The sequence below is a fragment of the Pseudomonas sp. GW823-FHT03E05 genome, assembly GCF_058796855.1.
This window is the reverse complement of record NZ_JBXAJB010000008.1, coordinates 157,708-182,208: the sequence shown is the minus strand read 5'-3', so window position 1 is coordinate 182,208 and position 24,501 is coordinate 157,708. Positions and strand designations below refer to the sequence as shown.

The following is a 24,501-nucleotide window of genomic DNA, read 5'->3' as shown; positions in this document are numbered from 1 at the left end:
GAAGGGGCTGTAGGCTTAACGATCCTGCGCTTCCTTGGCATCCATTTGTGCGTTGCGCTCGGCCACGCGCTTGCGTTGCTCATCGGTCAGCTCGACCTTGTTGGCGGTGTCGCGCAGCATCATCAAGCCGCCAACGATAGAACCGATAGCAACCACCAGAATCAACCAGGCATACCAGGGCATAGGGCTCTCCTTAATGGGCAGTAGCCCGCAGGCGAAGGTTCGCCTTCGGGCCTGCCTATAACGCTTTGAGTTAAAGCGCTTCGCAGTGGTTCCATTGTATGCCTGATCCGCCTGGTGCGAGCAGAGCGCGGTTCAACGGCCGGTGAGCATGGCGTCCACCGGTGCGTCGGCCCGCAGTTGCCCGGTCAGCAGGAAGTAGATGAAGCCCAGGGCCATGAACACCAGAAATATCAGGCCGATCAGGGCATTGAACCAGGCCATGGCCACCAGGCAGACCGCGGCGAGTGCCAGGGCGATGGCCGGCACCAGCGGGTAGCCCGGGGCGCGGAAGCTGCGTGGCAGATTCGGTTCCGCCCTGCGCAGTTTGAACAGGCTGAGCATGCTCATGATGTACATCACGATGGCACCGAACACCGCCATGGTGATCATGGCGGCAGTGAGGGTCATGCCGCCAAGGTTGATCAGGCCATCGCTGTAGATGGCGGCGATGCCGATCAGGCCGCCGGCGATGATCGCCCGATGTGGCGTCTGAAAGCGCGACAGCCTGGCCAGGGAGGCAGGCAGGTAACCGGCCCGGGCCAGGGCAAAGAACTGGCGCGAGTAGCCGAGAATGATCCCGTGGAAACTTGCCACCAGGCCGAACAGGCCGATCCATACCAGCATGTGCAGCCAGCCGGAACTGTCACCCACAACGGTCTTCATCGCCTGGGGCAGCGGGTCGTTGATGTTCGACAAGCTGCGCCAGTCCCCCACGCCGCCGGCGAAGAACATCACCCCCATGGCCAGCAGCACCAGGGTCAGGATGCCGCTGATATAGGCTTTGGGAATGGTGCGCTTGGGGTCCTTGGCTTCTTCGGCAGCCATGGCCGCGCCTTCGATGGCCAGGAAGAACCAGATGGCGAAGGGAATGGCGGCGAACATCCCGGCAATTGCCGGGGCGCCGAAGGCGTCGGCGCCTGCCCAGCCGTTGAGGGCGAAGTTGCTGAAGCTGAAGGCCGGGGCCACCACGCCCATGAACACCAGGAGTTCGGCCACCGCCAGCACGCAGACCACCAGTTCAAAGGTGGCTGCCAGTTTCACCCCGAGAATGTTCAGGCCCATGAATACGATGTAGGCGCCAACCGCCGCATGTTTCGGATCCAAGGCCGGGAATTGCACGTTCAGGTAAGCGCCGATGGCCAGGGCGATGGCGGGAGGGGCGAAGACGAATTCGATCAGGGTGGCCAGCCCCGCGATCAAGCCGCCTTTTTCACCAAAGGCGCGACGGCTGTAGGCAAACGGGCCGCCGGCGTGGGGAATCGCCGTGGTCAGCTCGGTGAAACTGAATATAAAGCAGGTATACATGGTTGCCACCATCAGCGAGGTCACGAGAAACCCCAGGGTTCCTGCCACGCCCCAGCCATAGCTCCAGCCGAAGTACTCCCCGGAAATCACCAGTCCGACTGCGATGCCCCATAAATGCAGCGTGCCCAAGGTGGGCTTGAGTTGTGTGTTCATCGGTTGCTCCCTGAACGATTAGGACGTGCTCGCGGCTGTTCTGTGCAGTGCCCATGCCAGTTCCTGGAGCACCGTCGTAAAGCACGAAAAGCTGTCGTATCGAGGATGTTTCGCCGATTTTTAGCACTATTGACCTTCAGTGCATGGGGGCGTGATGCCTCGCATCGGGGCAGCCGCGCTCCAGAGGCGAGCGATGCGCTTCATCGCCCCTCGTAAAGGCTGGATGACGCCAGTCTTTACGCTTTCTTTATGCGCTGCCCGCCCCGTCGATCTCGTTCCTTTACAGGCACCCTGCGGACAATGCCTACATTCGCGGCAATCGCCGTACCACGGAGACATTCCATGAACATTCTGGACGCGGTGTCGCTGCTGCTGGCAGTGGGCCTGTTCATTTATCTATTGGTTGCGCTGCTGCGCGCGGATCGGAACTAGGAGCTGCGGTTATGCACAGTTATGACTATTGGCTGATCCTCGCCTTCTTCGCTCTGGTGCTGTTGCCCGCACCTTGGCTGGGGCGCTTCTACTACCGGGTGATGGAGGGCCAGCGCACCTGGCTGACCCCGGTTCTGGGCCCGGTGGAGCGTGTCTGCTATCGAATCTCCGGGATCGATCCACAGGTTGAGCAGAGCTGGCAGAAATACACCCTGGCTCTGCTGGCCTTCAACCTGGCCGGGTTTGTCCTGCTGTTTGCCATCTTGCTGTTTCAGGATCACCTGCCGCTCAATCCGCAGCATCTTCCGGGGCAGGAATGGACGCTGGCGTTCAACACCGCAGTCAGTTTCATGACCAACACCAACTGGCAGTCCTACAGCGGCGAAGCCTCTCTGAGCTACCTCAGCCAGATGGTCGGCCTTACCGTGCAGAACTTCGTCAGCGCTGCCACCGGGCTGGCGGTACTGGTTGCCTTGTGCCGCGGCATTGGCCGGCGTTCGGTGCGCACCCTGGGCAACTTCTGGGTCGATATGACCCGCGCCACCCTCTACGGCCTGCTGCCGCTGTGCCTGCTGCTGGCGCTGTTCCTGGTCTGGCAGGGCGTACCCCAGACCTTTGCCCATTACGTGGACGCCCTGACCCTGCAGGGCAATGACCAGGTCATTCCGCTGGGCCCGGCCGCCAGTCAGATTGCCATCAAACAGTTGGGCACCAACGGTGGCGGTTTCTTCGGCGTCAACTCGGCGCACCCGTTCGAGAACCCCACGGCCTGGAGCAATCTGTTCGAACTGGTATCGATCTTCCTGATTCCGGTGGCCCTGGTGTTCACCTTCGGCCATTACGTCAAGGACCTGCGTCAGAGCCGGGCGATCATCGCCTGCATGTTCGCCTTGTTCCTGATCGGCGGTGCTACCTCGCTGTGGGCGGAGTATCAACCCAACCCGGCGTTGCAGAACGCAGCGGTAGAGCAGGCTGCGCCCATGGAAGGCAAGGAGGCCCGCTTCGGCACCACTGCCACGGTGCTCTGGTCGGTGACCACCACTGCGGCCTCCAACGGTTCGGTGAATGGCATGCACGACAGCCTCAACCCGCTGAGCGGCATGGTGGCGCTGATCAACATGATGGTCGGCGAAGTGATCTTCGGCGGCGTCGGCGCGGGCCTCTACGGAATGCTGCTGAACGTGTTGATCGCAGTGTTCCTGGCCGGGCTGATGATCGGTCGCACCCCGGAATACCTGGGCAAGAAGCTACAGGCCAAGGAGGTGCAGTTGCTGGTAGTGACCCTGATGGTGATGCCCATCGGCGTCCTGGTGCTGGGCGCCCTGGCCGCCAGCTTGCCAGGGCCGGCAGCAGCCATCAGCAACCCGGGGCCCCATGGCTTCAGTCAACTGCTCTACGCCTACACCTCGGCCAGCGCCAACAACGGCTCGGCGTTCGGTGGCTTCAGCGCCAATACCCCGTTCCATAACCTGATGCTGGGCCTGGGCATGCTGATCGGTCGCTTCGGCTACATCCTGCCGGTGCTGGCCCTGGCCGGCAGCCTGGCGATGAAGAAGACCGCACCCATCGGCCAGAACAGTTTTCCCACCCATGGCCCGCTGTTCGTGGCCTTGCTGACCGTGACCATCTTGCTGGTGGGCGGCCTGACCTTCCTGCCGACCCTGGCGCTGGGCCCAATCGCCGAACACCTGAGCATGGGATTCTGAGGACCTGATGATGAATATGCATGTTCCTGCCTCGAACAAAGCCGCCGATGCGCTCGCCAAGAGCCAGCCGGCCAAGGCCGAAGTGGCGAGTACCGCAATCTCTGCCCTGTGGCGCCCGGCGCTGATCCAGGCTTTCGTCAAGCTTGACCCGCGCCAGTTGCAGCGCTCGCCAGTGATGCTGGTGGTGGAACTGACAGCGATCCTGACCACCGTGCTGTGTTTCATTCCGGACACCGCTGTGCCGACCTTCGTCGCCGCCCAGATTGCTCTCTGGCTATGGTTCACCGTGCTCTTTGCCAACTTCGCCGAGGCCCTGGCGGAAGGCCGCGGCAAGGCTCGCGCCGACAGCCTCAAGGCCGGCAGTGAGGGCTTGAGCGCCCGCCGCCGGGCCAGCGACGGCAGCTATCAGCTGGTGCCGGCGGTCAATCTGCGCAAAGGCGACGTGGTGCGGGTCGAAGCCGGCGAAATGATTCCCGGCGATGGCGAGGTGATCGAAGGTATCGCCGCGGTCAACGAAGCGGCAATCACTGGTGAATCGGCTCCGGTGATCCGGGAATCCGGCGGTGATCGTTCGGCGGTGACCGGCAATACCCGGCTGGTCTCCGACTGGCTGCTGGTGCGCATTACCAGCAACCCTGGCGAGTCGACCCTGGACCGCATGATCGCTCTGGTGGAAGGCGCCAAGCGGCAGAAGACACCGAACGAAGTGGCCCTGGATATCCTGCTGATCGGCCTGACCCTGATCTTCCTGCTGGTGGTGGTGACCCTGCAGCCCTTCGCCCACTTTGCCAATGGCAGCCTGCCGCTGGTGTTCCTGGTGGCGCTGCTGGTGACCCTGATCCCCACCACCATCGGCGGCCTGCTCTCGGCCATCGGGATTGCCGGGATGGACCGCCTGGTGCGCTTGAACGTGATCGCCAAGTCCGGGCGTGCGGTGGAGGCGGCGGGGGACGTGCACGTGTTGCTGCTGGACAAGACCGGCACCATCACTTTCGGTAACCGCCGTTGCAGCGCCATCTACCCGGCGCCGGGCGTCAGTGCCCAGGTACTGGCCGAAGCGGCTTTGATGGCCTCCCTGGCGGACGACACTGCCGAAGGCAAGTCCATCGTCGAGTACCTGCGGGAGCTTTATCCACAGCCCGAGCCGGGCAGCGATCTGCTGATGGCAGTGCCTTTCAGCGCTGAAACCCGGCTGTCCGGGGTCGATTACCAGGGCCGGGTCTATCGCAAGGGTGCAGTGGATTCGGTGTTGAGTTTCGTCGGCCTCAAACGCAGCGAGCTGGCACCGGCCCTGTCCCGGGAGATCGACAAGATCGCCCAGAGCGGCGGCACCCCGCTGCTGGTCTGTGCCGAGGGCCGGATGCTCGGCGCCATTCACCTCAAGGACGTGGTCAAGCCCGGCATTCGCGAGCGTTTCGCCGAGTTGCGCAAGCTGGGTATCCGTACCGTGATGGTGACCGGCGACAACCCGCTGACCGCCGCGGCCATTGCCGCCGAAGCCGGAGTCGACGATGTGCTGGCCGAGGCCACGCCGGAGAAGAAGCTGGCGCGCATTCGCCACGAGCAAAACGACGGGCGTCTGGTGGCCATGTGCGGTGACGGTGCCAACGACGCACCGGCATTGGCCCAGGCCGATGTCGGCATGGCCATGAACGACGGCACCCAGGCGGCGCGCGAGGCGGCCAACATGGTCGACCTGGACAGCGACCCGACCAAGCTGCTGGATGTGGTGCAGATCGGCAAGGAGCTGCTGGTGACCCGGGGTGCCCTGACCACCTTCTCCATCGCCAACGACGTGGCCAAGTACTTCGCCATCCTGCCGGCGCTGTTCGCGGCGATTTATCCACAGCTGGGGGTGCTCAACATCATGGGGCTGGCCAGCCCGCAGAGCGCAATCCTTTCGGCCATCGTGTTCAACGCCCTGATCATCGTGGTGCTGATCCCCCTGGCATTGCGTGGGGTGCGGGTACAGGCGGCCAGTGCCGCGCACCTGCTGCGGCGCAACCTGTTGATCTACGGCGTGGGTGGCATCGTTGTGCCCTTTGTCGGGATCAAGCTGATCGACATGCTGTTGACCGCGCTGCACCTGGTGTAACCGGCCTGCAGATCTGAACGAATCGAGGAGTGAGAAATGACTAGCGTAGTGCGTCCGGCCTTGAGCCTGATTGTGTTGATGACCCTGATCACCGGTGTGGCCTATCCCCTGGTGGTGACCGGCGTGGCCCAGTTGGCCTTCCCGGAACAGGCCAATGGCAGCCTGGTGCGCGATGCCGACGGCAGGGTGCGGGGTTCGGCCCTGATCGCCCAGGATTTCGTCGGTGATGCCTGGTTCCATCCGCGCCCTTCGGCGGGGGCCTTTGCCACGGTATCCAGCTCTGCCAGCAACCTGGCGCCGAGCAACCCGGCCCTGGCCACGCGGGTGATCGAGGATGCCGGCAAGCTCCTGGTACCGGGGCAGGGGCCGGTGCCCCTGGCATTGCTGACCACTTCGGGCAGCGGCCTCGATCCACACTTGCCACCGCAGGCAATTGACTATCAACTGGCGCGGGTCGCGGCGGCGCGCAACCTGTCGCCAGCCAAGTTGCAGGCCCTGGTGGACGCCCATATGGAGCAGCCGCTGGTGGGGCCGCCGGTGGTCAATGTACTGGCCCTGAACCTGGCCCTGGAACAGCTGTAGCCGCTGCCGAACCTGCGAGGCTGCAAAATGCCCCGCAGGGGCTTCCAGCCCCAGGGAGCGCTGGCAAACGCAACTGAAGTGAGCGCAGATTGAACCGAATGTCTTGTCGCAGAGAGATAACCCATGAGTGATTCCGGTCGCGCCGACGCGCTGCTAGCCGAGCTGCCACGGGACGGCCGCGGCCGGCTCAAGGTGTTCCTGGGCGCCGCCCCCGGGGTTGGCAAGACCTACGCCATGCTCCAGGCGGCCCATAGCCAACTGCGCCAAGGGGTCAAGGTGCTTGCCGGGGTGGTGGAGACCCACGGCCGCGCCGAGACCGAAGCCTTGTTGAGCGGGCTGCCCCAGCAGCCCTTGGTGCGTTCGGAATACCGTGGCGTATTGCTGGAGGAAATGGACCTCGACGGCCTGCTCAAGGCCAAGCCCAAGCTGGTACTGGTGGACGAACTGGCCCACAGCAATGCCCCGGGCAGCCGGCACGCCAAGCGCTGGCAGGACATTCAGGAGTTGCTGGCGGCCGGGATCGACGTCTTCACCACGGTCAATGTCCAGCACCTGGAAAGCCTCAATGACCAGGTGCGCGGCATTACCGGGGTCCAGGTCCGCGAAACCCTGCCTGACTGGGTGTTGCAAGAGGCCTATGAGTTGCTGCTGGTGGACTTGCCGCCCCGAGAGCTGCTGGAGCGTCTGCGGGACGGCAAGGTCTACGTGCCGGAGCAGGCGCGGGCGGCCATCGATGCATTTTTCACCCAGACCAACCTCACCGCCCTGCGCGAACTGGCGATGCAGACCGCCGCCGCCCAGGTGGACAACGACCTGGCCCAGGGCTATCGCCAGTTGGGGCAGGCGGCACCTGCGGTGCGCGGGCGGCTGCTGGTGGGTATCGACGGCGATGCCCAGGCGGAGCGGCTGGTACGTCACGCCAGCCGTGTGGCTCAGCGCCGCCACCTGCCCTGGAGCCTGGTGCATGTGGATAACGGCCGGTTGCGCGACGAGCAGGCACGCTTGCGCTTGCAGGCTGCTCAACAACTGGCCGAGCGCCTGGGCGGGGAAGTGGTCCTGTTGCGCGCCGGCGAGGTGGCCAAGACCCTGATCCAGCACGCCGCGGAGCGTCGCGCCAGCCTGCTGCTGGTGGGGCAGTCCAGGCGCCGCTGGCGCCGGCGCTGGTTCGGTGGCGGCTTGGCGGCGCGCTTGCTGCGCAATGCCGATGGCCTGGAGATCAATGTCCTGGACAGCGAGCCCCAGCCCCATCAGCCGGGCCTGCGGGTCAAGCATTCGCTGATCTGGTTCGACTACGCCCTGGCAGTCCTGGCCACCCTCCTGGCCAGCGCCCTGGCCTGGGGGGTGGCCAGTGTCCTGCCGTTGCCGAACATCTCCCTGGTGTTCCTCGCCGCGGTGCTGTTGGTGGCAGTGCGCAGCAGCCTGGGGCCGGCCCTGGCTTGCGCGGCGCTGTCCTTTCTCAGTTATGACTTCCTGTTCATTCCGCCGAACTTCTCCCTGGCCATCCAGCGGGAAGAGGATGTGCTGACCCTGCTGTTCTTCCTGCTCATGGCCGCGCTGACCGGCAATCTGGCGGCCCGCCAGCGCCGGCAGTTGCAGGCCTTGCGCGATACCCAGGAGGAAACCGGCGAGCTCCTGGACCTGTCGCGCAAGTTGACTGCCGCCACTGACCGGCAAGCGGTGATCAGCGCCGCGGCCCAGCATTTGAATGGTCGCGACGAGTTGCGTGTCTGCCTGATCAACCGCGACGGGCAGGGTGGATGGAAAGTCGAGACCGGTGGTTCGCCGCAGTTCTCCGAGGCCGAGCGTGCGGCGGCCGACTGGGCCTGGCAGCATGACCAGCCGGCGGGGCTGGGCACCGGGACCTTGCCCTTTGGTCGATGGTGGTGGTGGCCGCTGTCGGTGGATGACGGGCCCCTGGGGTTGCTCGGTGTCTGCCCCCGTGAGGGTGAAGAGTTCAGCGGCCAGCGCCGGCGCCTGCTCACTGCGCTCAGCCAGCCACTGGCCCAGGCCCTGGCACGGGCGCGGCTGGCCGAGGACCTGGAAGCGGCGAGGCTGCACGGGGAGACCGAACAGTTGCGCAGCGCCTTGCTGGCTTCGGTATCCCATGACCTGCGCACACCGCTGACCTCAATGCGCGGCAGTATCGACAGCCTGCTGGCCCTGGGGGAAGCGATCCCCCTGGAAGATCGGCGAGAGCTGCTGGAGGGCACGCGGGATGAGGCCGAGCGCCTGGACCGCTATATACAGAACCTGCTGGACATGACCCGGCTCGGCCATGGGGCCCTGAAGCTGGCCCGGGACTGGGTCGCGCCGGGGGATATCGTCGGCAGTGCCCTGAACCGCCTGCGGGCGGTGCTGGCGCCGTTGCAAGTGGCCACCGAACTGCCAGCGGACTTGCCCTTGCTTTATGTCCATGCGGCGCTGATCGAGCAGGCGCTGGTCAATGTGCTGGAGAATGCTGCCCGCTTCTCGCCACCCCAGGGCCATCTGCAGTTGAAAGTCGGTGCCAGCGAGCAGGAATTGAGCTTCGCCGTCAGTGATGAGGGCCCGGGGATTCCCGAGGATGAGCGGGCAAAGATCTTCGACATGTTCTACACCGCTGCCCGTGGCGACCGCGGCGGGCAAGGCACCGGCCTGGGCCTGGCGATCTGCCAGGGCATGGTCGGCGCCCATGGCGGGCATATCAGTGTCGCCGAGGGCATTGGCGGCAAGGGGACATGCATCACCTTGCACCTGCCGTTGCAGACCCAGCCGGAGCTTGAGTCCGACCTGTGAATACCTGTAGAACGCGCTGCGGCCTTGCCGTGTCAGCGCCACACGGATGCGGCATGCCTTGCGCTACGCTTTTGCCTCTTAATTTGTCTTGAACTGAAACCATGAGCCAGACCGCGACCATCCTGGTCATCGACGACGAGCCGCAGATTCGCAAGTTCCTGCGCATCAGCCTGGCGTCCCAGGGATACAAAGTGATTGAAGCCGGGACCGGCACCGAAGGCCTAGCCCAGGCCGCCTTGAACAAGCCGGACCTGCTGGTACTTGATTTGGGGCTGCCGGACATGGATGGGCAGCAGGTGCTGCGCGAGTTTCGCGAGTGGTCGGCGGTGCCGGTGCTGGTGCTTTCGGTGCGTGCCAGCGAGTTGCAGAAGGTCGAGGCGCTGGATGGTGGTGCCAACGACTATGTGACCAAGCCTTTCGGTATCCAGGAGTTCCTGGCGCGGATTCGCGCCCTGTTGCGCCAGGCGCCGAGCGGGGAAGTGCAGGAGGCGGCGTTGCAAGTGGGGCCGCTGACGGTCGACCTGGCTTATCGGCGGGTGCTGCTGGACGGTGTCGAAGTGGCCCTGACCCGCAAGGAGTATGCGGTGCTGGCCCAGCTGGCGCGGCACCCGGGGCGGGTGATTACCCAGCAGCAACTGCTCAAGGACATCTGGGGCCCGACCCACACCGAGGACAGTCATTACCTGCGGATCGTGGTCGGGCACTTGCGCCAGAAGCTGGCGGACGATCCGACCCGGCCACGCTTCATCGTCACCGAGGCGGGGGTCGGCTACCGCCTGCTGGGCGCCGATTCCTGAGTTTGCGGCCTTTCGCTACTGGTCCTGCTCGTAGCGGTCCAGGGTATCGCTGGCAATCTCACGGCCCAGGGCGATCAGCTCCGGCGCCTTGTAGAACTCGAAGAAGCGGCAGACGCGCTTGGGCACGTTGATCAGGATATCCGGCGGGTAACCGGCGATCTTGTACTGCGCCAGGGAGGTCTGCATGACCTCGAAGCTCTGGTTGACCAGGTCCAGCAATGACGCCGGGCCGACGTTGTCGATGATGAAGGAGCCGCTGGCGGATTTCGGCGCGCCGTCGGTTTGCGGCGCGGCGGCCGGTTGCTGGGCTTCCGGTTCGGCGCCCTCGACCCATGGATTGATCTCCGCGGCTTCGCTCTTGAAGGCTTCCTGCTCGAGCAGTAGCAGTTGTTCGGCCTGCTTGCGGCGAAACGGCAGGTGTGAGCCCAGGGAGTTGATCAGGCTGTCAAAGCGGCTCTTGAACGCGGGTGGGCGCTGGATTACCGGTAACTGGTAGTGGCGCTGGTTGGTGGAGTTGAGGTTCACCGCAATGATCAGGTCGCAGTGGCTGGAAACCACCGGAACGATGGGCAGCGGGTTGAGCAGGCCGCCGTCCACCAGCATGCGGTTGCCCTGCATGACCGGGGTGAACAGGCTGGGGATCGCGGCGGAAGCACGCATGGCCTGATGCAGGCAGCCTTCCTGGAACCAGATTTCCTGCTGGTTGGTCAGGTCGGTGGCGACGGCGGTATAGGGGATGCGCAGGTCTTCGATGTTCACTTCGCCGACGATCTTGCGGATCTGGCCGAAGACTTTCTCGCCGCGAATCGCCCCCAGCCGAAAGCTCACGTCCACCAGGCGCAGCACGTCGAGGTAGTCCAGGCTTTCGATCCATTCCCGGTACTCGGCGAGCTTACCTGCGGCGTAGATACCGCCGACCACCGCGCCCATCGAGCAGCCGGCAATGCAGGCGATGTCATAACCGCGTTTTTCGATTTCCTCGATGACGCCGATATGGGCGTAACCGCGAGCGCCCCCCGACCCAAGGACCAATGCGACACGTTTGCTCATGATTCGTCCCTTCGACAAACAGGCTGCAACAATGCACCCATAGCGCCTCGTGGTTCAATTGCTGATGCGCTGCGGGGCCTGTGAGTTTTTTTCTAGGGCCGCCGGGGCCGCGAGGCTATGCTCCTGCAGCTATGTTTTCCAAGGGGTGGGACTGGCACTTTTTCCTGCGGCCATCGTCTTAACCTGTACGACTGTTTTCCCTATCTTGAGGTGTCATCGATGAAAGCCTGGATCTGCCTGCCCCTGATTGCGTTGGTATTGACCGGTTGTGCAGGCAAGACTGCCTACCGTGACAGTTGCGGCACGCAGCTGGACGCTGCCTGGCACGAGCTGGATCTGGCCAAGGCCGAAGGTTTCGCTGGCACCGTGAGCTACTCCAAGGCGTTGTCGCTGCTGACCGGCGCCAAGACCCAGCAGCAGTTCGAAGCCTTCGAAGGCTGCACCAACAAGGCCGAGAAGGCGCGTTTCTACATTCGTGAATCCCGGGCCGGGCGCTGAGCCGCGACAGCCGCTAAGCTGGTCCGACAATCATCACCGCGAACCTGAATGATCTGGCGCAATGCCTGTCGCCGGTTCGCGGTGCCATTCTTGGAACTGGATAAGCCGAAGTCAGGCTTTTGACTCGCGTTGGGGAAGCCTTGATGTCTGCCTTGGTTGATCGTTTGGTGGCTCAGGTTCTGGGCCTGGAAGTGAGTTTGCTGGCTTGTCAGGCCCGCTTGTCGGCCGCCACGGATGCCGAGGCCTTGCATGATCTGCGCATCAGCGTGCGACGCTTGCGCAGCCTGTTGCGACCGTTGCGTGGCCTGCCCGGAGTGGAGCAACTGGAAGCCGCGGCCAGCGAAGTGGGGCGGGTGACCACGCCGATTCGTGATCGTGAAGTATTGGCGGCCTATCTGCATCAGCATGGCCAGCATGCTGCTGCCGACCGTCGTACCTCACAGCTGTTGCATGAGTACTCGGCAGTGGCCGCGGGGGCGGAATTGGCGCAGTTGTTTCTGGTGCTGGATGCCTTCCCCAGGTTCCTCCGGGCCTCTGAGCGCCAAGGTTTGCTGCGGGGCCTGCGCGGCAGTATCGAAAAACGCCTGGCCAAGCAGTGGAAAGCCTTGGGCCAGGCGCTGCTGGACCCTGCCCACGACCGTCATCGCCTGCGTCTGCTGATCAAGCGGGTGCGTTACGCCGCCGATGCCTATCCCGAGTTGGATCGCTTGCCCTCCCAGGCGATGAAGCGCCTCAAGGCGGCTCAGAGCGCCCTGGGCGATTGGCATGATTGCTGGCAATGGCTGGCCCAGGCCGAGCAGCAACTGGATTTACTGCCCTGTGTGGCGGTCTGGCGCAGAACCATGCTCAAGGCCGAGGCCCGCTCCGATCAGGTGCTGGAGCAACTGCATCGCGATTGCTTCAAGCGGTGAAGGCCAAAGGGCGGCTTATCTGTCCGCTGCTTTGGCCGGAATAATGGCTGTGTGGCTCTGCGACGCTGGTTAAGATCCCTCAGTCTATTTTTTGTCCCCCGAGGTTTTCATGCGTTTCTACGATTTGCTCGAAGCCGTTCGCGGCCAGCCCCAGGCGCTGACCATTCCGGCGGAATGGGCCCAGGGGCGCGCCAGTTTCGGTGGCCTGGTGGTTGCTCTGCAGTATGAAGCGATGCGGGCCAAGGTTGCGGCGGACCGCCCCGTGCGGTCGCTGGCGGTCACCTTTGTCGGCCCGGTGGCGCCAGATGTGCCGGTCAGTTTCGAGGTGGATGTGCTGCGCGAAGGCAAGGCCGTCAGCCAGGTACTGGGGCGGGTCATGCAGGAGGGGCAGGTGGTGACTCTGGTGCAGGGCAGTTTTGGCGCTTCCCGTGAATCGTCCGTCAGTGTGGCCGCCGAACCAGCGCCCGAAATGAAACACTGGGATGACTGCCAGGAGCTGCCTTATATCCAGGGCGTGACGCCGGAGTTCATGCGTCATCTGGCAATGCGCTGGAGCATCGGTGGCCTGCCATTCACTGGCAATCGCTCCCGCGATATGGGCGGTTGGGTGCGCTTGCGTGGGGATGTGAAGGAAGAACCGGTCACCGAGGCGCATATCCTGGCGCTGGTGGATGCCTGGCCGCCGGCGCTGTTGCCGCACCTGACGAAGCCCGCTGCGGGCAGCACCCTGACCTGGACCATCGAGTTCGTCCAGCCGTTGCTGGAACTGAGCACTCTGGACTGGTGCAAGTACCGGGTGGAAATCGAACACGCGCGTGACGGCTACGGGCATGCGGCAGCGGCCTTGTGGAATGCTGAGGGCCAGTTGATCGCCCTGAGCCGCCAGACGGTGACCATCTTCGCCTGAGCCGTCAGTGCCGGTGGCGCTGCAACCAGGCACGCCACCAGGCACCGCTCAGGACAAAGCGCGGAAAGGTCACGAACTGTTCCACCAGCAGCCGTTGCACGGCATCCTTGCGATCACTGAAGGGCTCGGCGGCCTGGGCCTCCAGGCTGTGTCCGTGGCGCTGCAGGCCCAGGGCTGCGAGGATGCCGACCACGCCGATGGCCAGGCTCAGGAAGCTCAAGGAAAACACGCCTGAAACAATCAGCAGAAAACCGATGATGAACAGCGGTACGGCAATCAGGTGCAATACCAGATTGGCAGGGTGCTGGTGATTCTGCGGGTAGACGCGCCATTGCCAGGCGGGAAGGTTGGGGTGACGTTTGCCCATGATGATCATCCTTAGTTCTTGAAAACTCATGAACCAAGGATAGGGGCCAGTTGGGATGGCGGCGAATCAAGGCTGGCTATCGGTCCGATAGCCAGTAGAGGGGGGTAGAGGCACTCGGATCAGAGTTTCAGCTGGCCTATGGCTTTGCTCAACTCACCAGCCAGGGTCGCCAGTTCACTGCTGGTGGTGGCCGAGGCAACGGTCTGTTGCACGGTGTTCTCGGTGACATCGCGAATGCTCACCACCGCCCGGTTCATTTCTTCCGCTACCTGGCTCTGCTGTTCCGCTGCAACAGCGATCTGCGTGTTGCTTTCGCGCATCTGGGCTACGGCGCCGGTTATTTCCGCCAGTGCCGCGCCGGCTTCCTGGGCCTGTTGCACGCAGTCATCGGCCTTGAACGAGCTTTCCTGCATGAAATCCACGGCATCCCGGGTGCCGGCCTGCAGGGCCGAGACCATGCTGGTGATCTCGTCGGTGGAGGTCTGTACACGCTTGGCCAGGTTGCGCACTTCATCTGCTACCACGGCAAAACCGCGGCCCATTTCCCCTGCTCGAGCGGCTTCGATGGCGGCATTGAGTGCCAGCAGGTTGGTCTGCTCGGCGATGCTGTGGATGACGTTGACCACGCCATTGATCTTCTGGCTGTCCTCGGCGAGCTTCTGAATCATCTCGGCGGTCTGCTGCACGCCATTGGAAAGCCCGGCGATGGATTTCTGCACCCGGCCCACCACTTCATGGCCGGTACCGGCCAGGGTGTCGGCGGTCTGCGACAGGTCCCGGGTGGCACCGGCATGTTGGGCGATGTGATAGACGGTAGCGGACATCTCGTTGATGGCCGTGGCGGCCTGATCGGTTTCGCTCTGCTGGCCGAGCATGCCGTGGCGTACATCGTTCATGCTCGAGGCCAGGCGTGCGGCGCCCTGGTCCAGCTGTCGGGCGGTATTGGCCACGGTATTGACTACCCGCTGGTATCCGGCCTGCATGGCATTGAACGCGCTGGCCATCTGACCCACCTCGTCCTTGCAGGACAGCGGCACGCGAGCAGACAGGTCGCCGGTCTTCTCCACGTGCAGCATGACGTCCTTGAGGGTGTTGAGTTGGCTGAGGAGAAAACGGATCAGCAACTGCGAGGCGCAGAGCATGGCGAACATCAGGATGAACACTGCGACGGCGTAATTGGTGAAACGATCGCTGAAGACCTGGGCCAGGCTCGGGGCGTAGGCCAGTACGGCGACCTGCTGGCCGTCGGCACGCTGGATCACGTCAGCGCCCAGTAGCGGGTTTTCACCGAACAGCGGCATCGGGTTGAGCTCAACCCAGCCGTTGGCGCCGTTGAGTTCGCTGAGAGTCTGCTCGTTGAGGCTGGGTGTCTGCCCCCGGGAGAAATACAGCAGGTGTTCGGCGCTGGGCAGCGCCTGTCCTTCGGGCCAGGCGCCGAGCAGCCTCGCCTCGGCCTGGGCGGCAGCCTGGGCTGTCTGGCTGCGAGCCTGTTGCTCCAGTTGTACGGCGTACAGCACCAATAACAAGGTGGTGACGAAGGCGACTGCATTGACCGCCCAGAATTTGTACTTCAGCGAGATATTGCTAAGCCAGGCACCCATGGAAGGTCTTCTCTGATTGAGCGAAACAGTATTGGCAAGGTGCCATTATTGTGCCGCCATGATCTCGGAAAAATCTTGATGTGGGTCAAGCAATCTCTGGCAAGCGAAAAAACGCCCGAGAGCAGGCGGTACTGTGGCTTGCAAGGTCTTCCAGGGTTTCACCGCGGTGCAATGCAACTTCTCGTAAAACCTCGGTCAGATAGGCTGGCTCGTTACGACCATTTTTCGGCTTTGGCCGCAAGCTGCGGGGTAGCAGGTAGGGGGCATCGCTTTCCAGCATCAGGCGCCCGCGGGGGATGTCGCGTACCAGCGGGTGCAGGTGGGTGCCGCGGCGTTCGTCGCAGATCCAGCCTGTGATGCCGATGTGCAGGTCCAGGTCGAGGTAGCTGAACAGGGCCTTTTGTTCACCGGTAAAGCAGTGGACTACAGCAGCCGGCAAGCGATCACGGAAATCCCGCAGGATGTCCAGCAAGCGCAGGTTGGCGTCACGTTCGTGGAGAAACACTGGCAACTGCAACTCGACAGCCAGGGCCAGGTGTTCTTCCAGGACTTTTTCCTGTTGCGGGCGGGGAGAGAAGTCCCGGTTGAAGTCCAGGCCGCATTCGCCCACGGCGCGTACCCGCGGCTCTCCAAGTAGAGCGCGCAAGCGTCGCGGGCTGTCGGCATTCCAGTCGCTGGCGCTGTGGGGATGCAGCCCGGCGGTGGCAAACAGTCTCTGCCCGTCGGCGTCCAGTTTCTGGCACAACTCCAGGGCCTGTTCACTGCCTTCGACGCTGGTTCCGGTGAGGACCAACTGGCACACCCCAGCCTCATAAGCACGATTGAGAACGGCTTGGTGTTTTTCGGCAAAACTGGGATTGGTCAGGTTGACGCCGATATCGATGAGTTGCATGGTGCTATCTCCGCCTGCGGCCGGAAAGCATATCAGAGCTGTAGATTTATAAGAAAAACCAAGAACTACAACGAGTTATAGCTGTCTTTTGCTGCCGGACCAGAGCAACGGCCACGTTCTTCAGCGCCATTGCACGGGTCTTTCGCAGCTTGCCAGCGCTCAAGGCGCTCTGTTTCTGGCAATCAATTCTTCAAAAAGCGACGAAGGGTTGAACAGTATTCTTTGCGGAGAACGGATGACCCGATCCTCGATATTGCTCGCGCTGTGCCTGTCATTGCTGCTGCCCTTGCCGGCGCTGGCGCGCTTGCCCGGGCCACTGGAAGCACACGCCACGGGAAAAGTGCGCGACCTGGCGGAAATCCGCAGCAGCCGGGTACTCCGGGTGCTGGTCAATCAGAGCCGCAATAGCTCCGGAGAAGTCCAGGGCCAGGCCATAGGTGTCGAGTACCACCGCCTGCGCTCGTTCGAGCAGTACCTCAATGGCCATGCTCGCGACGGCCAGGAAATCAGCCTGAAGATCATTCCCAAAGCCAAGGATCAATTGCTGGGTGCATTGCAGCGGGGCGAGGGCGACCTGGTGGCGCCTGGTGAGCTGCTGGAAGCCCAGCCCGGAAATGCGGTCAGCTCCAGCGACCCGATCGTCAGTAATGTTCCCCTGCTGCTGGTCGGGATCAAGGGTGAGCGCCGTTATACACGGATCGAACAGCTGTCTGGCAAGACCCTGACCCTGACTACCGGTAGTGCGGCGGGGGACGCGGTCAGCCAGATCAATCAGAAGCTGGCGCTGCACAAGCTGGCGCCGATCAAGGTGGAGTGGGTCGACCCCAGCCTGGCGGTGGAGGATGTGCTGGAAATGGTCCAGGGCGGCATTTTCCACCTGACGGTTGTCGAGCAGCCGATTGCCGAACGCTGGAGCAAGATCCTGCCCAAATTGCGTTTGGACAGGCAGTTGAAGATCAGTGAGCCGGGTGAAGAACACTGGTTTGTCCGGCGCGATGCGTCGATGCTGCGGGCGAGTATCGACCGCTTCCTCAAGACCTATAAGGCGCCGGCGGATCAGGATGTGGCGTTCCTGCGTATCTACCGACGCCAGTATCAGGTGCACTATCCCCTGGCCCGGGCCGACCGTCAGCGTCTGGAAAAACTGCGTCCGGTTTTGCAGAAGCATGCCGGCGAACAGGGCATGGACTGGCTGAACCTGGCGGCGCTGGCGTTCAAGGAGTCAGCGTTGCAACCCCCTTCCAGAAGCGGCAGCGGCCCTACCGGGCTGATGCAGATCACGCCTTCGGCAGCGCAGCGGGTCGGGGTCAACAATATTCAGTCCGTAGATAGCAATGTGCAGGCAGGGGCCAAGTACCTGGCGATGATTCGCCGTAAATTTTTTGCCAGCCCCAAACTCAATGAGCGCGAGCGCATGGCATTTGTGCTGGCGGCCTACAACATGGGGCCGGAGCGGGTGCAGGGTATGCGCAGTGAAGCCCGGCGGCGGGGGCTCAACCCCAACCAGTGGTTCTTCCAGGTGGAGCGCATCGCCATGGAGCAAGTGGGCATGGGGGCCGTCAGCTATGTTAATAGCGTCAACAAATACTATCTGGCCTTTGATCGTGAACGAGACTCCCTGGAGCCTCCGGAGCGAAAAGTTGCGTCACGTAAATAATCTAAGAAATCGATTATTAGCTTGGGTAATTTCCGCTTTTAACATGATTAAAACTGATTAGTATGGCGACCAACTTTCCTACCTTCACACAGGACTACACAGCATGAGCACACTGACCAACAAGCTACTGGGCACTCGCGCGGGCTACGGCTTGACCGTACTGCGGATCTTCGTCGGCATCATCTTCGTGGCTCACGGCTCGCAGAAACTCTTTGGCTGGTTTGGTGGTGGCGGTCTGGCGGGAACGGCGCAGTGGATGGAGAGTATCGGCCTGGCTCCCGGCTATTTGATGGCGTTGTTATCGGGGGGCACCGAATTCTTTGCCGGTCTGGCACTGATCATTGGCCTGCTGGCGCGTCCCGCTGCATTGGGCCTGTCGTTTACCTTGCTGGTGGCGATTTTCTCGGTGCATATCAGCCATGGCCTGTTCATGGCCAACAACGGTTATGAGTTCGCTCTTGCACTGCTTGGCGGCACTGTCGCAGTTCTGATTGAGGGGGCCGGCAAGCTGTCTCTGGATGCGGCAATCGCCAAGTAAGTCGATGCGCGGGCGGTGTTCCAGAGGCTCTGGATCAGCCGTCGGCAAAGTTATCCCAGGCCTGCGAATGCAGGCCTTTTTCGTTGCTGACAAATCTTGACACTGACCTGTCGGCTTCTCTAGGATGCTGCTCATGCGCCGATTTAAACAGCTACTTGCGGGGCGCCAGGTGAGTCGAAAGATCACTGATAGAAGCTATAGTCAGGCTTCGAAATACCGCTAAAGCGCTGGTTCGGTGTTGCCTCTCACCTGCCCGGCAGAAATCTGAGGCAGAGACACAATACGATGAATGCACCACGCCCCCTTGTACGTCTTGCGCCGATCACGGCGAGTCTTTCCCAGCGCAATCCGAAAATCCTCCTGGGTGGCAAGCACCAGCCCACACTATTGCGTTATCTCGACGGTTGGCCACGACGTTCCCCGGGCCCAGCGGCGTTTCTGATTCAATTTGTCGAAGAAGGTGAGTCCCTGGCACGCTTTGCCAGCGACAGCTTCGATCTGGCGGTCATTCCGGCACCCAGTGCTGCGGATGCTGCTGAAGTCATCAAGCAACTGACCCGCGTCGCTCGCCAGGGGTTGATCATCCGCCGCCAGTTCAGCAGTTGACCCGCCGGTAGTGCATCACGGCTGCTGAACTGCGCCTTGTACAGATCGGAATTCCATTGAACAGAAACCGACTGGAACGTCTTCAGTCGTGGCGGCTGTCCGTCATTTGATGGCGATTAATGGCTTGATGATCAAACTACGGCATTGCGTTTGGCCAATTCGGCCAAGGCCACCAGGTTGGAAACATTGAAACGCTTGAGTAACCGCACTTTGTAGGTGCTGACGGTCTTGTGACTGATCAACAGCGCATCGGCAATCTGCTGGTTGTTCAGACCGGTAGCCAGCAGTTTCAGCACTGTTATTTCGCGGTCGGTCAGGCGGGAAATCAACACACTCTCCTGGTTGGCGGCGTTGGTGTTCTGCTGCAGGATATTAATGGTGTCTTCCGGAAAGTAGCTGTACCCGGAAAGGATGGCCTTTACCGCATTGGCCAATTCGTGAAGGTTCTCGGTCTTGCACAGAAAGCCAGCGGCTCCGGCTTGCAGGCAGCGCAGGGCGAAGTTTTTCGAATCACTTGAGGTCAGTACCAGGGTCTTGACGTGCAGCCCGGCGGACTTGATGTGCGCGATGACCGAGAAACCATCCAGGTTGGGGATGCCCAGGTCGAGGATCAGCAGGTCCGGCAGGTGCTTGCGCACCAGTTGCACTGCATCGGCACCGTTGTCGGCTTCGGCGACGATATTGTGATGATGAGGATCCAGCACCGACCTGATGGCCAGTCTGATCAGTGGATGGTCATCGACGATAATGATGTTGCCCATGTGGTACTTTCCCTTTGTTTTTGAGGTGTTGGTAGTTATTGGCTAGCTCTGTGGGGAATGGGTATCAAGCAGTGTGGCGTGCCGATTGCCGACGCTCTTGTCGAACCTATGCCCTGGGCCGTACGGCTCGGCTGTTTGGCCCTATGATTGGCTGACCTCTCTGAAATCTAAATCGGACAAATCTGATAGTGATGTCCATAGATCGGTGGCAGATGCCGCTCATGACGTGCCGGCTTTGTCGGCTCATACAACTAATGCGCAGCATGCATAAGGCTGGAGGCTGATTAGCCAATTGAGTACCAAGCTCATCACACAGGATGGTTACGACGCTCTGAAACAAGAGCTGGACTATTTATGGCGGGAGAAGCGCCCGGATATCACGCAGAAGGTCACCTGGGCGGCCTCGCTGGGCGATCGCAGCGAGAATGCGGACTATCAGTACAACAAGAAGCTTCTGCGGGAAATCGATCGTCGGGTGCGCTACATACGCAAGCGCCTGGAAGACATGAAGGTGGTTTCCTACGCGCCGGAACAGGAGGGACGGGTGTTCTTTGGTGCTTGGGTCGAAGTCGAAAACGAGGCGGCCGAGATCAAGCGCTTTCGTATCGTCGGTTACGACGAGATCTACCTGCGCAAGGACTACATCTCCATCGATTCGCCCATGGCCAGGGCGTTACTGAAGAAGGAAGTGGGTGACGAGGCCGTTGTCCACACCCCGGCAGGTGAAACCTGCTGGTGGATCAACCAGATCGATTATGTGAAATAGGCTCGCCGACCTGGGCAGGCGAGCCTTGGGCTTTCAACCTTCGCGCAATACATTCAGCGGGCTGGCGTTCAATGCTCGACGGGTACCGAAAACTCCCGTCCCGCCTACTAGCAGCGCCCCCACCAGAGGCAACAGTAACAGCCATGGATGCGGGTGCCAGGGCAGATCGAAAGCGAACCGGTAGAGCACCAGGCTGACCAGTTCGCACCCCAGTGCCGCCAGCAGGCCGCTGACTGCGCCCAGCAGGCCGAACTCGATCCGCCTGGCTTTCACCAGCAGTTGCCGCTCGGCCCCGAGGGCACGCAGCAGCGCCCCCTGGCGAATGCGTTCGTCCAGGGTGGCCTGGAGCCCGGAAAACAGCACTGCCATTCCTGCCGCCAGGACAAACAGCAACACATACTCCACCGCCAGGGTGACCTGGGCCAGGATGCTGCGCAGTTGTTCCAGCAGGGCTTCGACCTGAAGGATGGTCACTGCCGGGAAGGCCCGGGACAGCTCGACAATCTGCTGATCGTGCCCAGGGCTCAGGTAGAAGCTGGTCAAGTAGGTGGCGGGCAGATCCTTCAAGGTGCCCGGTTGGAAGATCATGAAGAAGTTTGGCTGGAAGTTGTCCCAGTTGATGCTGCGCAGGCTGGTGACCCGGGCCTCCCGGTTGGCGCCGGCGACCGTGAAGGTCAGGTGATCACCCAGCTTAAGCTTCAGGCTCTGCGCCACCTTGGCCTCGACCGAGACGCCGGGCAACCCGTCATCTGGCTGGGCTGACCACCAACTGCCCTCGATAATGCTGTTGCCGCTGGGCAGATCGGCGGCCCAGGTCAGGCTCAGATCGCGTTGTATGGCCCGATCACCGCTGGAATCTTTGCTGACGATCTCCCTTACCGGCTCGCCATTGATGCTCACCAGGCGCCCCGGAACCACGGGGTACAAGGGCGCCGAAGGGGCGGAGAGCTGCACCAGGCGCTCGCTGAAGGCCTGTTTTTCCGCCGGCAGAATGTTCAGTGCGAAGTAGTTGGGGGCATTTTTCGGCAATTGGTTTTGCCAGGTGTCCAGCAGTTCGCCCCGCAGCAGGGCAATCAGCGCCATGGACAACAGAATCAGGCCGAAAGCCAGGGATTGCCCGGCCGCAGCCAGGGGGTGACGCAACAACTGGCCCAGGCCCAGGCGCCAGGGCAGGGCGGCGCGGGCCAGCAGGCGCCGCAGGCTTTGCAACAGCAGCAGCAACAAGCCACCCAATACCAGTGCCGCCAGCAGGCCACCGCCCAGCAGGGCGAAGGTGAGCACCAGGTCCAGGCTCAAGCGCCACATGATCAGGCCCAGGGCCAACAGAGCGGCGCCGTAGATCATCCAGGTGCTGGAGGGGATTGGCAGCAGGTCGCGCCGCAGTACGCGCAGCGGCGGCACCCGTCCCAGCGCAGCCAGGGGCGGTAAGGCGAATCCGGCCAGGGCCACCAGCCCGGTACCGATGCCGGCGATGGCGGGTAGCAATCCTCCGGGTGGTACGTCGTTGGGCAGCAGGTCATGTAGCAGGTAAAACAGGCCGAGCTGGGCCAGCCATCCCAGCAACGCCCCACTGAGGCTGGCCAGCAGACCCAGAACGCCCAGCTGTACGCTGAACAGCAGCATGGTTTCCCGGCGTGAGAGGCCCAGGCAGCGAAGCAGGGCGCTGGCATCAAAGCGTCGCGCGGCGAAGCGATTGGCTGACAAGGCTACTGCAACCCCTGACAGCAGCACCGCTACCAGGCTGGCCATGTTCAGATAACGTTCGGCCTTGCCCAGGGCTCCACCGATCTGCTGGTTGCCATCGCGGGCATCCTGCAGCCGCTGGTTGGCGGCCAGCGCCGGCTTGATCTGTTGACGATAGACCTCAAGCGCCGGAGCCGGTCCGCGCCACAGTTCCTTGAAGCTGACCCGGCTGCCAGGCTGGACCACGCCGGTGGCTTGCAGATCTTGCAGGTTGATCAGGACCCGGGGCGTCAGGCTGTAGAAGTTGCCGGCCCGGTCAGGCTCGTAGGTCAGCACCCTGGCCAGGCGCAAGGTTTTCATGCCGACGTCGATGCTGTCGCCGATTTTGAGGTCCAGCGCAGTCAGCAAGCGCGGTTCGACCCAGGCGTCTCCGGGCGCGGGACCGCCGCCGGGCTCCTCGACCCCATAGGGGGCTGCGGCACTCTTGAGCTGCCCCCTCAGGGGGTAGGCTTCGTCGACGGCCTTGATGCTGGAGAGCTGGATCGCATTGTCGGTGGCAATGACGCTGGAGAACTCGACTATCCGCGCATGATCCAGCCCCAGTTTCAGGCCGCTGTCGAGCTGTTCCGGGCGTGCTGTGGAGCTGCCTTCCAGCAGCAGATCGGCGCCGAGGAACTCGGTGGCGCGTAACAGCATGGCGCCGTTCAAGCGTGCACCGAAGTAGCCGATGGCCGTGCTGGCCGCAACCGCTACCAGCAAGGCGAAGAACAGTACCCGCAACTCTCCGGCACGGGCATCGCGCAACAGTTGGCGGACAGCGAGGCTGAACAGGCGCGGCAGCGGCAGACGTGCCATCAGGGCTCCAGAGGGGCGACCAGCAGGCCCGCTTCAAGACGGATCAGGCGCCGGCAACGATGGGCCAGGCGTTCATCATGGGTCACCAGCACCAGGGTGGTGCCGCTTTCCTTGTTGAGTTCGAACAGCAGGTCACTGATGCGTTCACCGGTATGGCTGTCGAGGTTGCCGGTGGGTTCATCGGCAAACAGCACATCGGGTTCGGCAGCGAAGGCCCGGGCAATGGCAACCCGCTGTTGTTCACCACCGGAAAGCTGGCGTGGCGAGTGGCTAAGGCGCTGGCCAAGGCCAACCCGCTGCAGCAGTTCGGTGGCCCGCTCGCGGGCATCGCGACGGCCGTCCAGCTCCAGGGGCAGCATGACGTTTTCCAGGGCATTGAGGCTGTCGAGCAATTGGAAGGACTGAAAGACAAACCCTACATGCTCGGCCCGGATACGGGCCCGCTGATCCTCGTCCAGCTGGCTCAGGGCCTGGCCGGCGAGGGTGACTTCGCCGCTGCTGGGCAGGTCGAGCCCCGCCAGCAAGCCCAGCAGGGTCGATTTGCCGGAGCCGGAGGCGCCGACGATGGCCAGGCTGTCGCCCTGGTTCAGCTCGAGGCTGAGTTCATGCAGGATGGTCAGTTCACCTTCCGCGCTGGGAACCACTTTGCTAAGGTTCCGCGCAGTGAGAATGCTTGCGCCCATGGAGAATCCGATGCGTGTATGGTTTTTGAGTGCCGGCCTGGCCTTGATGTGCATGGCCCAGAACGCAGCGGCGGGTACGGTCCTGATCGTTGGCGATAGTATCAGTGCGGCTTTCGGCCTGGATACCCGTCAGGGCTGGGTAGCCCTGCTGGAAAAGAGGCTCAAGGACCAGGGTTTTAACGACAGGGTAGTCAATGCCTCGGTCAGTGGTGACACCAGTGCCGGGGGCCAGGCGCGGCTGCCGGCGCTGCTTGCAGAGCATAAGCCTGAAGTGGTGATTCTCGAGTTGGGGGGTAACGATGGCTTGCGCGGCCAGCCGCCCCGGCAATTGCAACAAAATCTTGCTTCGATGATCGACAGCTCCCAGGCCCAGGGTGCCAAGGTGCTGCTTTTAGGCATGCAATTGCCGCCCAACTATGGCGTGCGCTATACCCAGGCCTTTTCCCAGGTCTACAGCCAGTTGGCCAGCGAGAAAAAGGTGGCCTTGGTGCCGTTTTTTCTTGACGGGGTCGGGGGGCATCCCGAACTGATGCAGGCAGACGGTCTGCACCCTGCGGCAGCGGCCCAGGGCAAGTTGCTGGAAAATGTCTGGCCGACGCTAAAACCGCTGCTTTGACGCTTTTCTAGTGACAGTGTTTCGGCTAATGTGGCGCCCCCGA

At 62.5% G+C, this 24,501-nt stretch carries 23 protein-coding genes; 14 read left to right on the top strand and 9 right to left on the bottom strand.

The features are described 5' to 3' along the window. Nucleotides 1–15: 15 nt before the first annotated feature. Nucleotides 16–183 carry a DUF2897 family protein gene (locus AC1RCO_RS27680; protein ID WP_011062571.1) on the bottom strand — a complete coding sequence of 56 codons (168 nt, stop codon included), beginning with the start codon at nt 181–183 and terminating at the stop codon, nt 16–18. Nucleotides 184–315: 132 nt separating this feature from the next. Then, the gene (gene eat / locus AC1RCO_RS27675; RefSeq protein WP_011062570.1) at nt 316–1,680 is read right to left on the bottom strand and encodes an ethanolamine permease; all 1,365 of its coding nucleotides are present in this window, start codon (nt 1,678–1,680) and stop codon (nt 316–318) included. A 342-nt stretch (nt 1,681–2,022) separates the two neighbouring features. Here eat and kdpF point away from each other — a divergent pair, with 342 nt between their 5' ends. The 6 genes from kdpF to AC1RCO_RS27645 all read left to right on the top strand — a co-directional run bounded on the left by kdpF (nt 2,023) and on the right by AC1RCO_RS27645 (nt 10,067). After that, a complete protein-coding gene (gene kdpF, locus AC1RCO_RS27670; RefSeq protein WP_019092894.1) occupies nt 2,023–2,112 on the top strand; it encodes a K(+)-transporting ATPase subunit F in 90 nt (29 codons plus the stop codon). Between the two features lie 11 nt (nt 2,113–2,123). Continuing rightward, complete coding sequence (kdpA, locus tag AC1RCO_RS27665; RefSeq protein ID WP_492618242.1) at nt 2,124–3,818, top strand: potassium-transporting ATPase subunit KdpA; 1,695 nt, start codon at nt 2,124–2,126, stop codon at nt 3,816–3,818. Nucleotides 3,819–3,828: 10 nt separating this feature from the next. Beyond that, complete coding sequence (gene kdpB / locus AC1RCO_RS27660; RefSeq protein ID WP_492618241.1) at nt 3,829–5,913, top strand: potassium-transporting ATPase subunit KdpB; 2,085 nt, start codon at nt 3,829–3,831, stop codon at nt 5,911–5,913. A gap of 36 nt (nt 5,914–5,949) precedes the next feature. Continuing rightward, nucleotides 5,950–6,495 (top strand): potassium-transporting ATPase subunit KdpC, encoded by a 546-nt coding sequence (kdpC, locus tag AC1RCO_RS27655; RefSeq protein ID WP_065365465.1) that lies wholly within the window; start codon nt 5,950–5,952, stop codon nt 6,493–6,495. 123 nt (nt 6,496–6,618) lie between these two features. Next, a complete protein-coding gene (locus AC1RCO_RS27650; protein WP_492618240.1) occupies nt 6,619–9,270 on the top strand; it encodes a DUF4118 domain-containing protein in 2,652 nt (883 codons plus the stop codon). Nucleotides 9,271–9,371: 101 nt separating this feature from the next. Beyond that, complete coding sequence (locus AC1RCO_RS27645; RefSeq protein WP_011062565.1) at nt 9,372–10,067, top strand: response regulator; 696 nt, start codon at nt 9,372–9,374, stop codon at nt 10,065–10,067. Between the two features lie 15 nt (nt 10,068–10,082). On the opposite strand, the gene AC1RCO_RS27640 is transcribed toward AC1RCO_RS27645, so the two are convergent. Next, nucleotides 10,083–11,117 carry a patatin-like phospholipase family protein gene (locus AC1RCO_RS27640; RefSeq protein WP_011062564.1) on the bottom strand — a complete coding sequence of 345 codons (1,035 nt, stop codon included), beginning with the start codon at nt 11,115–11,117 and terminating at the stop codon, nt 10,083–10,085. Nucleotides 11,118–11,336: 219 nt separating this feature from the next. On the opposite strand from AC1RCO_RS27640, the gene AC1RCO_RS27635 reads away from it, so the two are divergent. The 3 genes from AC1RCO_RS27635 to AC1RCO_RS27625 all read left to right on the top strand — a co-directional run bounded on the left by AC1RCO_RS27635 (nt 11,337) and on the right by AC1RCO_RS27625 (nt 13,433). Next, nucleotides 11,337–11,615: a hypothetical protein gene (locus AC1RCO_RS27635; protein ID WP_011062563.1), complete on the top strand. Its 279-nt coding sequence runs from the start codon at nt 11,337–11,339 to the stop codon at nt 11,613–11,615. A 143-nt stretch (nt 11,616–11,758) separates the two neighbouring features. Beyond that, nucleotides 11,759–12,526: a CHAD domain-containing protein gene (locus AC1RCO_RS27630; RefSeq protein ID WP_011062562.1), complete on the top strand. Its 768-nt coding sequence runs from the start codon at nt 11,759–11,761 to the stop codon at nt 12,524–12,526. Nucleotides 12,527–12,635: 109 nt separating this feature from the next. Beyond that, nucleotides 12,636–13,433 carry an acyl-CoA thioesterase gene (locus AC1RCO_RS27625; RefSeq protein WP_011062561.1) on the top strand — a complete coding sequence of 266 codons (798 nt, stop codon included), beginning with the start codon at nt 12,636–12,638 and terminating at the stop codon, nt 13,431–13,433. A 4-nt stretch (nt 13,434–13,437) separates the two neighbouring features. Here AC1RCO_RS27625 and AC1RCO_RS27620 read toward each other — a convergent pair whose 3' ends face one another. The 3 genes from AC1RCO_RS27620 to AC1RCO_RS27610 all read right to left on the bottom strand — a co-directional run bounded on the left by AC1RCO_RS27620 (nt 13,438) and on the right by AC1RCO_RS27610 (nt 16,293). Then, the gene (locus AC1RCO_RS27620) at nt 13,438–13,800 is read right to left on the bottom strand and encodes a terminase (protein ID WP_026019949.1); all 363 of its coding nucleotides are present in this window, start codon (nt 13,798–13,800) and stop codon (nt 13,438–13,440) included. A 119-nt stretch (nt 13,801–13,919) separates the two neighbouring features. Continuing rightward, complete coding sequence (locus tag AC1RCO_RS27615) at nt 13,920–15,401, bottom strand: methyl-accepting chemotaxis protein (protein WP_093407846.1); 1,482 nt, start codon at nt 15,399–15,401, stop codon at nt 13,920–13,922. 85 nt (nt 15,402–15,486) lie between these two features. Beyond that, nucleotides 15,487–16,293: a TatD family hydrolase gene (locus tag AC1RCO_RS27610; RefSeq protein WP_011062558.1), complete on the bottom strand. Its 807-nt coding sequence runs from the start codon at nt 16,291–16,293 to the stop codon at nt 15,487–15,489. Between the two features lie 235 nt (nt 16,294–16,528). Between AC1RCO_RS27610 and AC1RCO_RS27605 the strand changes: the two genes are divergently transcribed. The 3 genes from AC1RCO_RS27605 to AC1RCO_RS27595 all read left to right on the top strand — a co-directional run bounded on the left by AC1RCO_RS27605 (nt 16,529) and on the right by AC1RCO_RS27595 (nt 19,094). Further along, nucleotides 16,529–17,950, top strand: coding sequence for an MltF family protein (locus AC1RCO_RS27605; protein ID WP_011062557.1), 1,422 nt, complete (start codon nt 16,529–16,531; stop codon nt 17,948–17,950). A 103-nt stretch (nt 17,951–18,053) separates the two neighbouring features. After that, nucleotides 18,054–18,488 carry a DoxX family protein gene (locus tag AC1RCO_RS27600; RefSeq protein WP_011062556.1) on the top strand — a complete coding sequence of 145 codons (435 nt, stop codon included), beginning with the start codon at nt 18,054–18,056 and terminating at the stop codon, nt 18,486–18,488. Nucleotides 18,489–18,773: 285 nt separating this feature from the next. Next, nucleotides 18,774–19,094 (top strand): hypothetical protein, encoded by a 321-nt coding sequence (locus AC1RCO_RS27595; RefSeq protein ID WP_011062555.1) that lies wholly within the window; start codon nt 18,774–18,776, stop codon nt 19,092–19,094. Nucleotides 19,095–19,225: 131 nt separating this feature from the next. Here the strand turns inward: AC1RCO_RS27595 and AC1RCO_RS27590 are convergent, their stop codons facing one another. Then, nucleotides 19,226–19,855, bottom strand: coding sequence for a response regulator transcription factor (locus AC1RCO_RS27590; RefSeq protein ID WP_011062554.1), 630 nt, complete (start codon nt 19,853–19,855; stop codon nt 19,226–19,228). A gap of 292 nt (nt 19,856–20,147) precedes the next feature. Between AC1RCO_RS27590 and greB the strand changes: the two genes are divergently transcribed. Beyond that, complete coding sequence (greB, locus tag AC1RCO_RS27585; protein WP_011062553.1) at nt 20,148–20,621, top strand: transcription elongation factor GreB; 474 nt, start codon at nt 20,148–20,150, stop codon at nt 20,619–20,621. A gap of 33 nt (nt 20,622–20,654) precedes the next feature. Here greB and AC1RCO_RS27580 read toward each other — a convergent pair whose 3' ends face one another. Next, the gene (locus AC1RCO_RS27580) at nt 20,655–23,159 is read right to left on the bottom strand and encodes an ABC transporter permease (protein WP_492618239.1); all 2,505 of its coding nucleotides are present in this window, start codon (nt 23,157–23,159) and stop codon (nt 20,655–20,657) included. After that, nucleotides 23,159–23,842, bottom strand: coding sequence for an ABC transporter ATP-binding protein (locus AC1RCO_RS27575; protein ID WP_011062551.1), 684 nt, complete (start codon nt 23,840–23,842; stop codon nt 23,159–23,161). The genes AC1RCO_RS27580 and AC1RCO_RS27575 overlap by 1 nt, the downstream gene beginning before the upstream one ends. A gap of 10 nt (nt 23,843–23,852) precedes the next feature. Between AC1RCO_RS27575 and AC1RCO_RS27570 the strand changes: the two genes are divergently transcribed. Beyond that, complete coding sequence (locus AC1RCO_RS27570; protein WP_019092884.1) at nt 23,853–24,458, top strand: arylesterase; 606 nt, start codon at nt 23,853–23,855, stop codon at nt 24,456–24,458. Nucleotides 24,459–24,501: the final 43 nt, after the last annotated feature.

Excerpts from the sequence above, each read along its gene's own strand:
- AC1RCO_RS27680 (WP_011062571.1), bottom strand. The coding sequence starts at position 183 with ATGCCCTGGTATGCCTGGTTGATTCTGGTGGTTGCTATCGGTTCTATC.
- eat (WP_011062570.1), bottom strand. The coding sequence starts at position 1,680 with ATGAACACACAACTCAAGCCCACCTTGGGCACGCTGCATTTATGGGGC.
- kdpF (WP_019092894.1), top strand. The coding sequence starts at position 2,023 with ATGAACATTCTGGACGCGGTGTCGCTGCTGCTGGCAGTGGGCCTGTTC.
- kdpA (WP_492618242.1), top strand. The coding sequence starts at position 2,124 with ATGCACAGTTATGACTATTGGCTGATCCTCGCCTTCTTCGCTCTGGTG.
- kdpB (WP_492618241.1), top strand. The coding sequence starts at position 3,829 with ATGAATATGCATGTTCCTGCCTCGAACAAAGCCGCCGATGCGCTCGCC.
- kdpC (WP_065365465.1), top strand. The coding sequence starts at position 5,950 with ATGACTAGCGTAGTGCGTCCGGCCTTGAGCCTGATTGTGTTGATGACC.
- AC1RCO_RS27650 (WP_492618240.1), top strand. The coding sequence starts at position 6,619 with ATGAGTGATTCCGGTCGCGCCGACGCGCTGCTAGCCGAGCTGCCACGG.
- AC1RCO_RS27645 (WP_011062565.1), top strand. The coding sequence starts at position 9,372 with ATGAGCCAGACCGCGACCATCCTGGTCATCGACGACGAGCCGCAGATT.
- AC1RCO_RS27640 (WP_011062564.1), bottom strand. The coding sequence starts at position 11,117 with ATGAGCAAACGTGTCGCATTGGTCCTTGGGTCGGGGGGCGCTCGCGGT.
- AC1RCO_RS27635 (WP_011062563.1), top strand. The coding sequence starts at position 11,337 with ATGAAAGCCTGGATCTGCCTGCCCCTGATTGCGTTGGTATTGACCGGT.
- AC1RCO_RS27630 (WP_011062562.1), top strand. The coding sequence starts at position 11,759 with ATGTCTGCCTTGGTTGATCGTTTGGTGGCTCAGGTTCTGGGCCTGGAA.
- AC1RCO_RS27625 (WP_011062561.1), top strand. The coding sequence starts at position 12,636 with ATGCGTTTCTACGATTTGCTCGAAGCCGTTCGCGGCCAGCCCCAGGCG.
- AC1RCO_RS27620 (WP_026019949.1), bottom strand. The coding sequence starts at position 13,800 with ATGGGCAAACGTCACCCCAACCTTCCCGCCTGGCAATGGCGCGTCTAC.
- AC1RCO_RS27615 (WP_093407846.1), bottom strand. The coding sequence starts at position 15,401 with ATGGGTGCCTGGCTTAGCAATATCTCGCTGAAGTACAAATTCTGGGCG.
- AC1RCO_RS27610 (WP_011062558.1), bottom strand. The coding sequence starts at position 16,293 with ATGCAACTCATCGATATCGGCGTCAACCTGACCAATCCCAGTTTTGCC.
- AC1RCO_RS27605 (WP_011062557.1), top strand. The coding sequence starts at position 16,529 with ATGACCCGATCCTCGATATTGCTCGCGCTGTGCCTGTCATTGCTGCTG.
- AC1RCO_RS27600 (WP_011062556.1), top strand. The coding sequence starts at position 18,054 with ATGAGCACACTGACCAACAAGCTACTGGGCACTCGCGCGGGCTACGGC.
- AC1RCO_RS27595 (WP_011062555.1), top strand. The coding sequence starts at position 18,774 with ATGAATGCACCACGCCCCCTTGTACGTCTTGCGCCGATCACGGCGAGT.
- AC1RCO_RS27590 (WP_011062554.1), bottom strand. The coding sequence starts at position 19,855 with ATGGGCAACATCATTATCGTCGATGACCATCCACTGATCAGACTGGCC.
- AC1RCO_RS27580 (WP_492618239.1), bottom strand. The coding sequence starts at position 23,159 with ATGGCACGTCTGCCGCTGCCGCGCCTGTTCAGCCTCGCTGTCCGCCAA.
- AC1RCO_RS27575 (WP_011062551.1), bottom strand. The coding sequence starts at position 23,842 with ATGGGCGCAAGCATTCTCACTGCGCGGAACCTTAGCAAAGTGGTTCCC.
- AC1RCO_RS27570 (WP_019092884.1), top strand. The coding sequence starts at position 23,853 with ATGCGTGTATGGTTTTTGAGTGCCGGCCTGGCCTTGATGTGCATGGCC.